Raw genomic sequence first — 14,509 nt, 5'->3', positions numbered from 1 at the left:
TCCCCTAGCTGACCTGAGACGGAGCAAGCATTCCGAGCCACGCTACGGCGCCCAGAATGATAATCGCAACAACGAATTCTGTCAGGATGCTGTTTCGCATCAGGGCAACGCTGCGATCATAATTCCCTTCCCTGACCATAACTTCAAGCCGGGGACCCAGGTGAAACCGGTTTGCTGCAGCCAGAAGAAGCATCAGAACAAACAGAGCCGTCTTGGCAAGCAATATCCTCCCCCAGGAACTGTTGAATAAGGGAGTTAAGTTACCCTCAGCAATATACAGATAGTTGACCAGCGCACTCAGGATCAGGGCTACAACAATCACCGTTCCTGCCGTGGCAAATTTTGCCAGGGAGTCAGATATCACAATGACGCTCTGTGCATTATGCTCGTTTCTGCGCATCAGCAGGATAGCAAATGCAACCAGAGCACCTGTCCAGGCACCTGCAGCACCGAGATGGGTCAGATCGCTCAGTAAATGGAGATAGTAATGCAGACCGTCATGCATAACGGCGTGTCCTCCCCAGGCAAGTGTAGCCAGCGCCACGCCCCCACTCATCGTCATCAGCAGGCAGGACAATACTCTCTTATTAGTGTAAAGGAACAAAGCACCGAGTGTGGTAAACAGGGCACAGAGCCTGACAATCCAGCTAATACCCACATCAGTTTCTTCTATCACCATCTCGATAACATGGATGGATAATTCTCTGAGGTCAGTTACTCCACTCATGGCATTAGATACCAGGAGCATATTAATGCCAGTAAGAATGATGCCTGTAACAACAGCAAAGGTTATAAACGACCTGAAATTAGTCAGGTTATAGGTTTCATGTCTGACACCGCTTATTCCATATATCTGAAAAAATGGCAATCCAAATATTACCATCAAATCCAGATAAAGAAGAAAACGAATAACAATCATAATCAGGTCGTTCATAATATTACTTCACTGTAAAGGTGTAATTACCGGTAATAGGGTGCGTATCTGAAGAAACCGCGCGCCAGTCAACACGATAAGTGCCAGCGGGTAAAGGCTCTCGCGGAATAATGACCATCGATTTAGGGTCAGCGCCTGGCGCCACTTTTGCCGCGACCGGCATCGGAGAATGTGATGACATGCCTTTCATACCCGTCATCGTTAATTTTGCACCTGAGAATTTCACGGTCAGATTTTCCGAGAAATTAAGCTGAATCTTTTCCGGGGCCGCTACGGCTGAATCAGCCTGTGGCACAGAGCTTTTTAATTCCGGATGGGCCATAGCAGAGAAAGCAACGCCCATAACGAGGCCACCTGTAAGAATGGCTTTATTTAAAATCGACATTTTATTTACCTGTTTAGTTGAGTGTTTTATATCAGTGCGTTAAAACCAGATTCTGGCTCCCGCCAGGAATACTACCTGATGGTCTTTCTCACCTTCTCTTTTCGCCATATCGGATGTTTTCCCGTAAAGTTGATTCCAGGAAACGCCTATATAGGGTGCAAACTCACGGCGTATTTCATAGCGCAGCCGGAGCCCCAGCTCTGTGTCAGTCAGTCCCCTGCCGCGACCCCGCGATTCATCATCCTGACTGTAGAAATTCACCTCATAGGATGGCTGGAGTATGAGCCGGTTAGTCAGTAAAACGTCGTATTCTCCTCCCAGACGAAGGGCTGCTTTTCCGCCATTACTGACAAAACCCGTAATTTCAGACTCAAAATTATAGAGTGCCAGCCCCTGAAAACCGACAGCAGCCCAGGTCCGGGCAGAAGCAGGTCTGAAATCCTGCCTGACACCCGCAACCAAATCCCACCATGGGCCAACCGCATGTCCCCAGAGTAACTGCGCTTCAGCCGCCTCCGTTTCCCCATTGCTTCGTTCACCTTCACTCTTTAGCCAAATCCGATCTGTGTCGCCTCCAATCCAGCTGTTAACACTCCAGCTGAAATTGTTGGTGTTATCCGACCGTTGCCATTCCAGTTGATCCAGCAGAACCAGATAATTAATCGCACTGTCGTGAATCGCATGCCCCTGTAAATTGCCGAATGCAGCCTTCCGGTCGGCATCGGTAACAGGCGGAATTGGCGTTCTGCTCTCAGTTACAATGGGCTCCATTGACGTCATCTCAGTGAAATTCTCATCTGCTGGCATCTGCATGGCAGACATGTCGTGCCCGGCGTGGGGATCTGCAGAGACGGAGCCCGCCGCAATAGAAAGCGGTGAGGTAAACAAACCGGCGACCAGAACAGGTATGGCCTTCAAATTTCTCTTCATTCGCATCATTCCTCCACCCGGACTTCACGAAACATTCCCATTTCCATGTGATAGAGCAAATGGCAGTGATACGCCCAGCGGCCAAGCGCATCTGCTGTCACTCTGTAACTGCGTTTTGTACCAGGGGGAACATCTATTGTGTGTTTACGAACCATGAAATTACCGTTTTCATCTTCCAGATCGCTCCACATACCATGCAGGTGAATGGGGTGAGTCATCATGGTATCGTTGATCAGCGTGATCCTGAGCCGCTCACCGTATTTCAGCAGCACCGGTGCGGCATCTGAAAACTTGATTCCGTTAAATGACCAGGCAAACTTTTCCATGTGGCCGGTTAAATGCAGTTCTATGGTACGGCCAGGTTCACGTCCGTCAGGATCCTCAAAGCGGCTTTTCAAATCCGCGTACGTGAGAACCTTTCTTCCGTTATTTCGAAGACCAATACCCGGATCATTTAATTTCGGAGAGACGCTCATCGCCTGCATATCAACCAGTGGGTTATCCGTTTCTGACGCAGGATGACTTTGCATACCCGGCATTCCGGCCATCCGGGAATGATCCATACCGGCCATGCTGCTGTGATCCATGGGCGCGGAGGATGTCCCGCTATCCGGAAGGTCAGCACCGTCCATAGACATCATCTCTCCGCTGTTATCCATGCCTCCCATCTGGCTGTGGTCCATTCCTGCCATATCATGTCCCATTCCCCCCATACCCATATCTTCCATGGTCAACAGAGGACGGGGATCGAGGGGGGGAACGGCAGCACTTAACCCCTCTCTCGTGGCCAGTGTCCCTCGAGCGTAACCGGTCCTGTCCATGGATTGTGCGAAGATGGTATAGGCCTCACCCTGAGGCTCCACAATGACATCATAGGTTTCGGCAACGGCAATCCTGAATTCGTCAACGGTAACCGGGTTTACATACTGGCCATCTGCAGCCACGACCGTCATTTTCAGCCCGGGGATACGGATATCGAAATAGGTCATTGCCGAGCCGTTGATAAACCGTAAGCGTATCTTTTCACCGGGACGGAACAGTCCGGTCCAGTTTTTCAGCGGGGCCTGCCCGTTCATGAGATAGGTGTAGGTGTAGCCACTGACATCCGCGAGGTCAGTCGGATTCATTTTCATTTCAGCCCACATTTTCCGATCGGCAATGGTGGCTGACAGCCCCCTGGTATTCACGTCGCGGAAAAAAGAGCCAACGGTTGGTTTATTGAAATTGTAGTAATCCGACTGTTTTTTTAATTTTTTCAGCAGGCTGTGAGGATTTTCATCGGTCCAGTCAGACAACATGACCACATGCTCACGATCGTAAGCAAACGGTTCTGGCTCCCTGGCATCGATGATAATGGCACCGTATACCCCCTCCTGTTCCTGCAGACCGGAATGGCTGTGGTACCAGTAAGTCCCGTTCTGCTTAACCTTAAAGGTGTAAACGTAGGTATCATCAGGCTCTATGCCCATAAAACTCAGCCCCGGAACACCATCCATATTGGCCGGAAGAATAATGCCGTGCCAGTGAATGGACGTCTGTTCATTAAGACGGTTTTTGACCTTCAGGGTAATGGTGTCACCTTCTTTCCAGCGAAGAACGGGCCCCGGCAGGCCTCCATTGATTGTTTTGGCCTGACGCTCACTGCCCGTGATATTGACGGCCGTTTCACCAATGGTCAGGTCAAACTGAGTACCCTGCAGGGATGCGGCAACTGGCAGGCTCAGACTGGAACGCGCATTGAAACTCCATACGCCAAGACTTCCGGCTACGCCAGAGAGGGTTAACCCCTTCAGGAAAGTTCGTCGAGACGTTTTCAACAGCATGCGCATTCCCTTATTTAAAGTATGGTTACTGACAGAATTCGAGAACCGATTTAAATTAAATTACTGGTTCATCCACTTACAATGAAATGAATCTAGCACACCTTAAGAAACAAATTCATTACAATCGTGTAATGTACATAGCTGTATTACATTTACGTCATCTTCCCCACAGGTTGATTATTTTTATATATGATCATAAGGACATCTTTTATGTACCTCAGAAGGTAATTACACATGAATATATTAATCACTACCACTGCGTTTACAGCTTTATTTTGTGGGGCAGCTTTTGCTCAGTCCAGTGATATTGCCCATGAAGCACATCGATTTGTTAATAATGCCTCAGCCGTCAGTCATGTGAATTCCTCGACGCATGAAAACTTACCGGACAGGGTTAATAAAAACAACACGCCCTCATTCTCTGAAATGAATGAACATGAAAGGGCCATTGTTGCTCATTCATTTATGAACAACAGCGCGTCCTATGCGCATCAGAAAATGATTGAGGAACATAAAAAAATGCTGTCCGGCAGTGATGCAAATTCAAAGACCTCGTCTTCTTCTTTTAACGAACTGAATGCCGGAGAAAAAGCCGCTCTCGTGCATGAGCAGGTCAATAATGCCGGTGCGGAAGCACATCAGACGCAGGCAAGAAAGCTTCGCGGGCTGTATTCGACCAGGTAACTGCAAGCGGGTTAGTGCTTAGCGTCAGGTGCGCAGCAGGGCTTTACTGACGGGTTACGTAGCAGGACATGAGCCCCATATTGCTCTGCCGTAACCTGTTTCAGTCCCGTTAATCATCACCGTCGGGCTGGTCATACAGTTCCCAGAGCTTCAGGAGCAAACGGGAAACAAGATATGTTACAAAAATGACGACCATCAACGGTGCTCCCGATTAACTGACAGATGACACGCCTCCTGAAAACCCCTAGCATACGCCGCAGTGTTCATGCTAACGGCGAATTCCAGTAAATGTATTCTACCGATGTCGTAAAAGAAAATGCCTACCTTTCAGCCACCCGCTCGGGGCTGGAATCGAACGAGATCGCTACTCTTCAGCGCTCCTTGCCTTCCCGGTTTAATCTGCGGCATTTGAAAAAAAATGAATCATTAAAACTCGTACTGCAAAAGGGTAATGACTCCAACTTATTGATAGTGTTTTATGTTCAGATAATGCCCGATGACTTTGTCATGCAGCTCCACCGATTTTGAGAACGACAGCGACTTCCGTCCCAGCCGTGCCAGGTGCTGCCTCAGATTCAGGTTATGCCGCTCAATTCGCTGCGTATATCGCTTGCTGATTACGTGCAGCTTTCCCTTCAGGCGGGATTCATACAGCGGCCAGCCATCCGTCATCCATATCACCACGTCAAAGGGTGACAGCAGGCTCATAAGACGCCCCAGCGTCGCCATAGTGCGTTCACCGAATACGTGCGCAACAACCGTCTTCCGGAGCCTGTCATACGCGTAAAACAGCCAGCGCTGGCGCGATTTATCCCCGACGTATCCCCACTGTTCGTCCATTTCCGCGCAGACGATGACGTCACTGCCCGGCTGTATGCGCGAGGTTACCGACTGCGGCCTGAGTTTTTTAAATGGCGGAAAATCGTGTTGAGGCCAACGCCCATAATGCGGGCGGTTGCCCGGCATCCAACGCCATTCATGGCCATATCAATGATTTTCTGGTGCGTACCGGGTTGAGAAGCGGTGTAAGTGAACTGCAGTTGCCATGTTTTACGGCAGTGAGAGCAGAGATAGCGCTGATGTCCGGCAGTGCTTTTGCCGTTACGCACCACCCCGTCAGTAGCTGAACAGGAGGGACAGCTGATAGAAACAGAAGCCACTGGAGCACCTCAAAAACACCATCATACACTAAATCAGTAAGTTGGCAGCATCACCGACAAAAGGCTGCCTCATCGCTAACTTTGCAACAGTGCCCTTATTCGCACCTTCCTTAGCAAAACAGAAAGCTGGCACTAAATAAAAATCCGTTTCTGCCGATACTGCCTCTGCGGGCTGTGCCTATTTCAGGCCAATGGACTCTCACCCGTTAAGAGATGGGGAAAATGAACTGGCAGCGCTTCAACAAAGTAAGTAGTTTTTCAGGAGAAACCAGTGGCATAGTAAAGAAAAATTTTATTATTACCGCGGCGTTGCTGAGCAGTCTCTTTCTGGCGGCAATAGTGAATCTTTTATATATCGCGGATAATCTTAATAATAAAGCAGACGCGCGCAGCAGTTTACTTTTGCAAAAAGCCCTCACTAACCGGCAGGAAAAGATACGCACAAATTTAATGGATAATGCCGACTGGGGCGAAGCGTATAATAATTTGCACAAGCAGGTGAATGTTAAATGGGCATGGGACAGCCAGAACCTTGGTGAATCGCTTTACACGAATTACCAGTATGAAGGCGTATTTGTTTTGTCTCCCGCCGGGGAGACGCGTTATAGCGTCATTGAAGGAAATCTTGTCAGCCAGCCTTTCGAGAAATGGCTTAACCGGAACATCACCAAAGAACTTTTTAACGACCTCTCACAAAGCCAGGGTAAAGCCGTCTCACGCCTTATGATGACCAACGGGCAACTCACCTTACTGGCGGCGGCCCGGATCACGTCGGGAGACGATGAAAGCATCACGCCGGTGGCGGAAGATGCCTCGGTACTGATTTTCGCCGACGTGTTAACGCCCGTTAAACTGGAGAAAATGGGCAACGAATACGGCATTCATAATGCGCATACGTTCGGCAGAATGGAGCCACACCTGAAAGCCGACTACCGGGAAGCTCAGCTTATTTTACCCATTGATAATGGCGATGTTCTGATTGAGTGGCGAAGCGACGATCCGGGCAGAGCGCTGATGAACCGGGAGCTGCCGTTAATCATCATTCTGATGTTATCGACCATTGCATTTACCTGGTTGATGCGGCGTGGTGCGTTAATCAAAGCGCAAATTAATGACGAAAATGTTTTCCTGCTTGAGCAAAGCCGACAAGCGCTTACGGCAAGTGAACGACGCTTTCGCGACGTCATTGAAGCCACCACCGACTGGATTTGGGAAGCGGACAGCGAGGCACGGCTAACGTGGTTATCCGACCGTTTTTCCGGCGTTACCGGTCATCATTCTGACGACTGGCTTGGGCGGAACATGTTGGATTTCATCCACAGCGACAAAATCCTTTTTCATCACTGGCTGCTGAATCCGCAGACGAGCAGTAATTACACGCTCAAAAAGGCCCGCTATTTCTCAGCTCAGGGCCATCAGCGTTACTGCAATGTGGTGGCGAAGCGCGCCATTATGGATGATGGTTCTATGGGCTTTCGCGGTACGGTGACCGATGTCACTCTGGAAGTGGAGGCGCAGGAGCGTGCCGAGTATTTATCGCGGCATGATGAATTAACCGGCCTACCAAACCGGGTCAGAATGAAAGAGTTTCTGGAAAGTGAGCTGCGTTCTTTACCCGATCCGGATCATCCCCTGGCCATGATCAGCCTCGACCTGGATAAATTCAAACCGGTAAATGATTTATTCGGCCACAATGCGGGCGATGCGTTACTCAATGAAGTCGCCAGCCGGTTGCGGTCCTGTACCCGTAAAATCGATCTGGTTGCCCGGCAGGGCGGAGATGAGTTTATCCTTATTCTGCCGGATATTTATGTGCGTAAAGACATAGAGACGCTCTGCCAGCGCATTGCCAGTGAAATAAGCCGGCCTTTTATCGTTAACGGCAATGAAGTGTATATCAGCGTGAGTATGGGGATTGCACTGGCGCCTCAGGATGCAATGAACGCCAGCGATCTGATTCGGTTATCCGATATCGCATTGTATAAAGCGAAAAATACCGGTCGCAATAACTGGGTGTTTTACGAACCCAACATGGGCGAGTACTTAATTCAGCGCCGGGAAATGGAAAAAGAGTTTCGTGAAGCGTTATGCACAGACCAGTTTCAGCTGGTTTATCAGCCCCGTTACGACATTAAAACCTCGCGTATCGCTGCTGTCGAAGCACTGGTTCGCTGGCAGCATCCGCGTCTCGGTTTACTGATGCCGGATCAGTTCATCCCGCTTGCGGAAGAGACGGGCCTGATCGTTTTCATGAGTGATGTGGTGCTGGAGAAAGCCTGTAAAGATATGGTGCATCTCTCGCCCGATTTGGTTATTTCGGTCAATATTTCGGCGGTGGAGTTTAATACCCGTGGCCTGGCGAAACGGGTAAAGGCTGCGCTGCAAAAATCGGGGCTTAAACCGTCCCGGCTGGAGTTAGAAATTACCGAAAACGTGACGATTTCCAATCCGGATATCACGCTGGAAACCATGAAGCAGCTGAAGGATATCGGCGTACGCTTTTTGATTGATGACTTTGGAACCGGCTACTCGGCATTAAGCTATCTGAAACGCTTCCCGTTCGACGGAATAAAGCTGGATAAATCTTTTGTGTTCGCCATGGAGGAATCGGAAAACGCCAAAATCGGCACTGTTGCAAAGTTAGCGATGAGGCAGCCTTTTGTCTTATTCAAAGGCCTTACATTTCAAAAACTCTGCTTACCAGGCGCATTTCGCCCAGGGGATCACCATAATAAAATGCTGAGGCCTGGCCTTTGCGTAGTGCACGCATCACCTCAATACCTTTGATGGTGGCGTAAGCCGTCTTCATGGATTTAAATCCCAGCGTGGCGCCGATTATCCGTTTCAGTTTGCCATGATCGCATTCAATCACGTTGTTCCGGTACTTAATCTGTCGGTGTTCAACGTCAGACGGGCACCGGCCTTCGCGTTTGAGCAGAGCAAGCGCGCGACCATAGGCGGGCGCTTTATCCGTGTTGATGAATCGCGGGATCTGCCACTTCTTCACGTTGTTGAGGATTTTACCCAGAAACCGGTATGCAGCTTTGCTGTTACGACGGGAGGAGAGATAAAAATCGACAGTGCGGCCCCGGCTGTCGACGGCCCGGTACAGATACGCCCAGCGGCCATTGACCTTCACGTAGGTTTCATCCATGTGCCACGGGCAAAGATCGGAAGGGTTACGCCAGTACCAGCGCAGCCGTTTTTCCATTTCAGGCGCATAACGCTGAACCCAGCGGTAAATCGTGGAGTGATCGACATTCACTCCGCGTTCAGCCAGCATCTCCTGCAGCTCACGGTAACTGATGCCGTATTTGCAGTACCAGCGTACGGCCCACAGAATGATGTCACGCTGAAAATGCCGGCCTTTGAATGGGTTCATGTGCAGCTCCATCAGCAAAAGGGGATGATAAGTTTATCACCACCGACTATTTGCAACAGTGCCCGATGGAGATCGACTCAAGCTCTTGGAGCTTGTATCCAACGATCCTCGCCCATTCCTCATTGAAGACGGTTTCACCGCTCTGGACATTCCACTCCCAGGTGCCGACCCGGGTGCCTTCAAGAATGGCACTCAATCGAGACCTCTCCATAGACAGGTCTTCTGTCATCGCGCGGGCCGCCGCTTCTGCCCGGGACCGACCCGACACCAGCAAAAACATCAGCCCAGCCAGCATGGCACTGAGCAAGACACCGGTTACCGCGATCACGATCGGTAGCCCTCTGTCCACCCGTTGCAGAAGGCTCGTGCTGCCATGCACGCGAACGGTCCAGGTTTGTCCCATCATGCGCAGCCGATGCACCGATTCAAACCTTGGACGGATATCGGTACGCCCTGAACTGCCAAAGTGAGTTCGTGTCGCTTCAACCATCTCTTCGCCGTCGAAGATGTCGATGATCAGGTCACGCTCCTGCTCTCCGAGGAGACCCTGCAGGAAGTCTGTCATGCGAAACGATGCATAGACCCAGCCGCACAGTTGTTCCCGGCGCTCTGCTACGGTTGCCGCTGGCTGGTCAGTAGCGTAGATCGCCTGGTAGATCAGGAACCCCGACTGCTCCTGAACCCCCGTTTCCTGCTGGAGACGCACACGCCCCGAAAGCGCGATGGCACCCGTATCTACCGAGCGCTGCATGGCCTCGCGCCGCACGGGTTCTGAATACATGTCGAAGCCGAAGGCACGCAGGTTGCGTCCCGAAAACGGCTCCAGATACACGATCGAGGAATACAGGTCTCGTTGGCCTGCTGGTTGCACCGTGTAAGAGGGAAAGCCTTCGGCGCGGACCTGATCGATGTGGGTTTGCAGATCGGCAGGCCGGATGGCCCTGGCGAAGCCCACGCCTTGGATGCCAGGCAGGTACTGGTCCAGAGCCTGGCGATCGGAATACCTTCGGAAATCTTCACGTCCGACATCATCATGCACATCAAAGAACCCGGCCGTGCCCCGCAGGACCTGCTGGTAGGTGGCCATGCGGTTCTCGATGCGCTCAGCAGCCTCCCGGGCGCGGAAGTCGAAGTAGACCTGTTGTCGTTGATCGACGGACTCGACGATGAGTTGGTAAAGCACTACGGTGGAGCACAGGCCGCTCAAAAAAACCACAAGAGGGATTAGCCTCGGCGACAGTCGGCTTGGTTTGCCAGAGGGGATCATTCGCTATGCCGTCTTGTTGATTTCCCAAAGCTTAAACTTAAAATCTACTGGATTTGACCCCATAGGTCCAGACACTTTTTCCCGCTTAGGATTGTGATACCCGACTGCGCAGAAATTCCCGGGGTGAACGGTATCCCAAGGCGCTGTGCGGGTGGTGCTCGTTATAATGCTCAAACGCGATAGCCAAATTGCCTACCGCTGTTCGGCTATCCGGTTTTGGGTAATGGTGCCAACTTACTGATTTAGTGTACGATGGTGTTTTTGAGGTGCTCCCGTGGCTTCCATCTCCATCAGTTGTCCCTCCTGCTCAGCTACTGAAGGCGTGGTGCGTAACGGTAAAAGTACTGCCGGACATCAGCGCTATCTCTGCTCTCACTGCCGTAAAACATGGCAGCTACAGTTCACTTACACCGCCTCTCAGCCCGGTACACACCAGAAAATCATTGATATGGCCATGAATGGTGTTGGATGCCGGGCAACCGCCCGCATTATGGGCGTTGGCCTCAACACGATTTTACGTCACTTAAAAAACTCAGGCCGCAGTCGGTAACCTCGCGCATACAGCCGGGCAGTGATGTGATTGTCTGCGCTGAAATGGACGAACAGTGGGGCTACGTCGGTGCTAAATCACGTCAGCGCTGGCTGTTTTACGCGTATGACAGGATACGGAGGACGGTTGTGGCGCACGTCTTCGGTGAACGCACTCTGGCCACACTGGAGCGTCTTCTGAGCCTGCTGTCGGCCTTTGAGGTCGTGGTATGGATGACGGATGGCTGGCCGCTGTATGAATCCCGCCTGAAGGGAAAGCTGCACGTAATCAGCAAGCGTTACACTCAGCGAATTGAGCGGCATAACCTGAATCTGAGACAACATCTGGCAAGGCTGGGACGGAAGTCACTGTCGTTCTCAAAATCGGTGGAGCTGCATGACAAGGTCATCGGGCATTATCTGAACATAAAACACTATCAGTAAGTTGGAGTCATTACCGACGAGCGCTTGCAACTTCATCTTGACGACTATGTAAAAGAAAAGGCGAAAAAGCTCATTCCGATGATTAAAAAGCTTCAGTAGGAAAAGCAGAGGAATGGTGATAGAGGCGCTGATAAATGAGTTTCTAGTAGCAACTACTGCGACACTTTTGCGACACTCAAACACTTATAAACAAAAAAGCCACTCGCGAGAGTGGCTTAATTATATGATTCTAAAGCTAAAATTTGGTGGCCCCTGCTGGACTTGAACCAGCGACCAAGCGATTATGAGTCGCCTGCTCTAACCACTGAGCTAAGGGGCCGTGGCGGTGAATTATAAAGTAACTCTCTACAGCAATCCAGCCATTCACACCTGCCTGCTGTTTTTATAAACAATGCATAATCAATCCTTTATACTTCCCTTACGATGGATTGATCGGGAGTAAAAATGATCAACGATATTCTGGCCCCTGGCCTGCGGGTGGTGTTCTGCGGAATCAACCCGGGTAAGTCCTCGGCGCACACCGGCTTTCACTTCGCCCATCCGGGCAATCGCTTCTGGAAAGTGATCCACCAGGCCGGGTTTACCGACAGATTACTCAGGCCCGAAGAGGAACAGCACCTGCTGGATACGCGCTGCGGCATTACTATGCTTGTTGAGCGCCCGACGGTGCAGGCGAGCGAGGTCAACCTGCATGAGCTCCGCAGCGGCGGACGGGAGTTGGTCAAAAAGATAGAGGACTATCAGCCCGCAGCGCTGGCGATCCTCGGCAAGCAGGCCTACGAGCAGGCGTTCAGCCAGCGCGGCGCTAAATGGGGTAAGCAGAGCATTACCATCGGCGTGACGCAGGTGTGGGTGCTGCCGAATCCAAGCGGGCTTAACAGGGCAACGCTGGATAAGCTGGTGGAGGCGTATCGGGAGCTGGATGAGGCGCTAATGGTGCGAGGGCTTTAGGGACTCTGCGGCCTGATGCCCTCACCCTGACCCTCTTCCACAGGGAGAGGGAATAAACAAAAAAAAGCTCCCCGAAGGGAGCTTTTTCACTGTCAGGACAAGTTAGTCGTCCAGGAAGCTACGCAGCACTTCAGAGCGGCTTGGATGACGCAGCTTACGCAGCGCCTTCGCTTCGATCTGACGGATACGTTCGCGGGTCACGTCGAACTGTTTACCCACTTCTTCCAGCGTGTGGTCGGTGTTCATGTCGATACCGAAACGCATACGCAGCACTTTTGCTTCACGGGCGGTCAGGCCGGCCAGAACGTCGTGCGTCGCAGCGCGCAGGCTCTCGGTGGTGGCAGAGTCCAGCGGCAGCTCGAGGGTGGTATCCTCGATGAAATCACCCAGATGCGAATCTTCATCATCACCAATTGGTGTTTCCATGGAGATTGGCTCTTTGGCGATCTTCAGCACTTTACGGATCTTGTCTTCCGGCATCAGCATGCGCTCAGCCAGCTCTTCCGGCGTTGGCTCACGGCCCATCTCCTGCAGCATCTGGCGGGAGATACGATTGAGTTTGTTGATGGTCTCAATCATATGCACCGGAATACGGATGGTGCGCGCCTGATCCGCGATAGAGCGGGTGATAGCCTGACGGATCCACCAGGTAGCGTAGGTGGAGAACTTGTAACCACGACGGTATTCGAACTTATCTACCGCTTTCATCAGACCGATGTTGCCTTCCTGGATCAGATCCAGGAACTGCAGGCCACGGTTGGTGTATTTCTTGGCGATAGAGATAACCAGACGCAAGTTCGCCTCAACCATCTCTTTCTTCGCACGGCGGGCTTTCGCTTCACCGATAGACATACGACGGTTGATGTCCTTGACCTGCTCGATGGTCAGGCCGGTCTCTTCTTCAATCTGATGCAGCTTTTGCAGACCACGATAGACATCGTCCTTCACGTCGTGCAGTTTTTCAGACCACGGCTTGTTCATCGCGATAGCGGCGTTGAACCAGGTTTCGCTGGTTTCGTTGCCGGTGAAGAGGGTGATGAAGTTCTTCTTCGGCATTTTGCACTGCTCAACGCACAGCTTCATGATGATGCGTTCCTGGGTGCGTACGCGATCCATCATCACGCGCATGCTGTTTACCAGGTAGTCGAACTGTTTTGGCACCAGGCGGAACTGTTTGAATACTTCAGACAGTTTCAGGATCTCTTCCTGCGCGGCGGCATGGCTGCGGCCTTTCGCTTTGATGGTGTCACGCGTGACTTCGTACTGGGTACGCAGCTCGGCAAACTTCTCACGCGCCAGTTCCGGGTCGATGCTGTTGTCATCGTCCGCGCTGTCGTCGTCTTCTTCCTCATCTTCGTCTTCGTCGTCATCCATCTCTTCCTGAGACAGTTCGGAACCAACGTGAGTCGCGGTAGGCGCCAGATCTTCTTCCGCGTTCGGGTCAACAAAACCGGTGATCAGGTCAGACAGGCGCGCTTCTTCCGCTTCAACGCGATCGTACTGCTCCAGCAGATAGGTGATCGCTTCAGGGTATTCGGCAACAGAACACTGAACCTGGTTGATCCCGTCTTCGATGCGTTTTGCGATGTCAATTTCGCCTTCGCGAGTCAACAGTTCAACGGTACCCATTTCACGCATGTACATGCGGACCGGGTCAGTGGTACGCCCGATTTCAGATTCAACGCTGGACAGTACCTGTGCGGCAGCTTCTTCCGCATCTTCGTCGGTATTGTTGGAGGTTTCAGCCAGCAACAGATCATCGGCATCCGGTGCTTCTTCCATCACCTGAATGCCCATGTCATTGATCATTTGGATGATGTCTTCGATCTGATCTGAATCGACGATATCTTCCGGCAGATGGTCATTGACCTCGGCATAGGTCAGATAGCCTTGCTCCTTACCGCGTTGGACAAGAAGTTTCAGCTGTGACTGCGGGTTTTGCTCCATAAGACGGTATCCACACTTAATTCGTTTGATTGGTGTCGGCGATGGGGCTGCCAACCTTTAAAGCGAGGGCGTAC

At 51.5% G+C, this 14,509-nt stretch carries 12 protein-coding genes, 1 tRNA gene and 2 pseudogenes; 5 read left to right on the top strand and 10 right to left on the bottom strand.

Annotated features, from left to right (window positions below; all coding sequences use genetic code 11):
• Nucleotides 1-4: 4 nt before the first annotated feature.
• Genes pcoD through pcoA form a run of 4 tightly spaced genes read right to left on the bottom strand, consistent with a single transcriptional unit; the run spans nucleotide 5 to nucleotide 4,072 of the window.
• On the bottom strand, nucleotides 5-883 hold the full coding sequence (gene pcoD / locus BFV64_RS19895) for a copper resistance inner membrane protein PcoD (protein ID WP_229692861.1): 879 nt from the start codon (nucleotides 881-883) through the stop codon (nucleotides 5-7).
• A 55-nt stretch (nucleotides 884-938) separates the two neighbouring features.
• Complete coding sequence (gene pcoC, locus BFV64_RS19890; protein WP_000025662.1) at nucleotides 939-1,319, bottom strand: copper resistance system metallochaperone PcoC; 381 nt, start codon at nucleotides 1,317-1,319, stop codon at nucleotides 939-941.
• A gap of 39 nt (nucleotides 1,320-1,358) precedes the next feature.
• A complete protein-coding gene (gene pcoB / locus BFV64_RS19885; protein ID WP_074133539.1) occupies nucleotides 1,359-2,249 on the bottom strand; it encodes a copper resistance outer membrane transporter PcoB in 891 nt (296 codons plus the stop codon).
• Nucleotides 2,250-2,254: 5 nt separating this feature from the next.
• On the bottom strand, nucleotides 2,255-4,072 hold the full coding sequence (pcoA, locus tag BFV64_RS19880; protein WP_000925242.1) for a multicopper oxidase PcoA: 1,818 nt from the start codon (nucleotides 4,070-4,072) through the stop codon (nucleotides 2,255-2,257).
• Nucleotides 4,073-4,306: 234 nt separating this feature from the next.
• Here pcoA and BFV64_RS19875 point away from each other — a divergent pair, with 234 nt between their 5' ends.
• Together BFV64_RS19875 and BFV64_RS24655 are read left to right on the top strand one after the other, a co-directional pair.
• The gene (locus BFV64_RS19875) at nucleotides 4,307-4,756 is read left to right on the top strand and encodes a copper resistance protein (RefSeq protein WP_001023257.1); all 450 of its coding nucleotides are present in this window, start codon (nucleotides 4,307-4,309) and stop codon (nucleotides 4,754-4,756) included.
• A gap of 288 nt (nucleotides 4,757-5,044) precedes the next feature.
• Nucleotides 5,045-5,233 (top strand): annotated as a pseudogene (locus BFV64_RS24655) (peptidoglycan DD-metalloendopeptidase family protein); the annotation flags it as partial.
• Here the strand turns inward: BFV64_RS24655 and BFV64_RS19870 are convergent.
• Nucleotides 5,219-5,916 (bottom strand): IS1-like element IS1B family transposase gene (locus BFV64_RS19870; RefSeq protein WP_235611130.1). Its coding sequence is split into 2 segments (ribosomal slippage): nucleotides 5,219-5,667 and nucleotides 5,667-5,916, totalling 699 coding nucleotides; the frame shifts between segments, so codons are not numbered across the junction. The pseudogene BFV64_RS24655 and the gene BFV64_RS19870 overlap by 15 nt on opposite strands.
• Before the next feature lie 339 nt (nucleotides 5,917-6,255).
• Here BFV64_RS19870 and BFV64_RS19865 point away from each other — a divergent pair.
• Nucleotides 6,256-8,703: a bifunctional diguanylate cyclase/phosphodiesterase gene (locus BFV64_RS19865; protein ID WP_235611129.1), complete on the top strand. Its 2,448-nt coding sequence runs from the start codon at nucleotides 6,256-6,258 to the stop codon at nucleotides 8,701-8,703.
• Here the strand turns inward: BFV64_RS19865 and BFV64_RS19860 are convergent.
• From BFV64_RS19860 to BFV64_RS25570, 3 genes and pseudogenes are all read right to left on the bottom strand, one after another.
• Nucleotides 8,594-9,298: an IS6-like element IS26 family transposase gene (locus tag BFV64_RS19860; RefSeq protein WP_001067855.1), complete on the bottom strand. Its 705-nt coding sequence runs from the start codon at nucleotides 9,296-9,298 to the stop codon at nucleotides 8,594-8,596. The genes BFV64_RS19865 and BFV64_RS19860 overlap by 110 nt on opposite strands.
• Before the next feature lie 46 nt (nucleotides 9,299-9,344).
• A complete protein-coding gene (locus BFV64_RS19855) occupies nucleotides 9,345-10,565 on the bottom strand; it encodes a CHASE domain-containing protein (protein WP_069602376.1) in 1,221 nt (406 codons plus the stop codon).
• Nucleotides 10,566-10,609: 44 nt separating this feature from the next.
• Nucleotides 10,610-10,785, bottom strand: a pseudogene (locus tag BFV64_RS25570) (integrase core domain-containing protein); the annotation flags it as partial.
• A gap of 54 nt (nucleotides 10,786-10,839) precedes the next feature.
• Between BFV64_RS25570 and BFV64_RS19850 the strand changes: the two are divergent.
• Nucleotides 10,840-11,537 (top strand): IS1 family transposase gene (locus BFV64_RS19850; protein WP_223216367.1). Its coding sequence is split into 2 segments (ribosomal slippage): nucleotides 10,840-11,089 and nucleotides 11,089-11,537, totalling 699 coding nucleotides; the frame shifts between segments, so codons are not numbered across the junction.
• A 243-nt stretch (nucleotides 11,538-11,780) separates the two neighbouring features.
• Here the strand turns inward: BFV64_RS19850 and BFV64_RS19845 are convergent.
• Nucleotides 11,781-11,856 (bottom strand) — tRNA-Ile (locus BFV64_RS19845).
• A 125-nt stretch (nucleotides 11,857-11,981) separates the two neighbouring features.
• Between BFV64_RS19845 and mug the strand changes: the two genes are divergently transcribed.
• Nucleotides 11,982-12,488 carry a G/U mismatch-specific DNA glycosylase gene (gene mug / locus BFV64_RS19840; protein ID WP_014885286.1) on the top strand — a complete coding sequence of 169 codons (507 nt, stop codon included), beginning with the start codon at nucleotides 11,982-11,984 and terminating at the stop codon, nucleotides 12,486-12,488.
• A gap of 102 nt (nucleotides 12,489-12,590) precedes the next feature.
• On the opposite strand, the gene rpoD is transcribed toward mug, so the two are convergent.
• Nucleotides 12,591-14,435, bottom strand: coding sequence for an RNA polymerase sigma factor RpoD (gene rpoD, locus BFV64_RS19835; protein WP_014885285.1), 1,845 nt, complete (start codon nucleotides 14,433-14,435; stop codon nucleotides 12,591-12,593).
• Nucleotides 14,436-14,509: the final 74 nt, after the last annotated feature.

Origin of the sequence: Enterobacter kobei (genome assembly GCF_001729765.1) — a bacterium.
GTDB lineage: Bacteria > Pseudomonadota > Gammaproteobacteria > Enterobacterales > Enterobacteriaceae > Enterobacter > Enterobacter kobei.
Note: the sequence above shows the minus strand (reverse complement) of the source record. Positions and strands in the feature narration are given on the sequence as shown.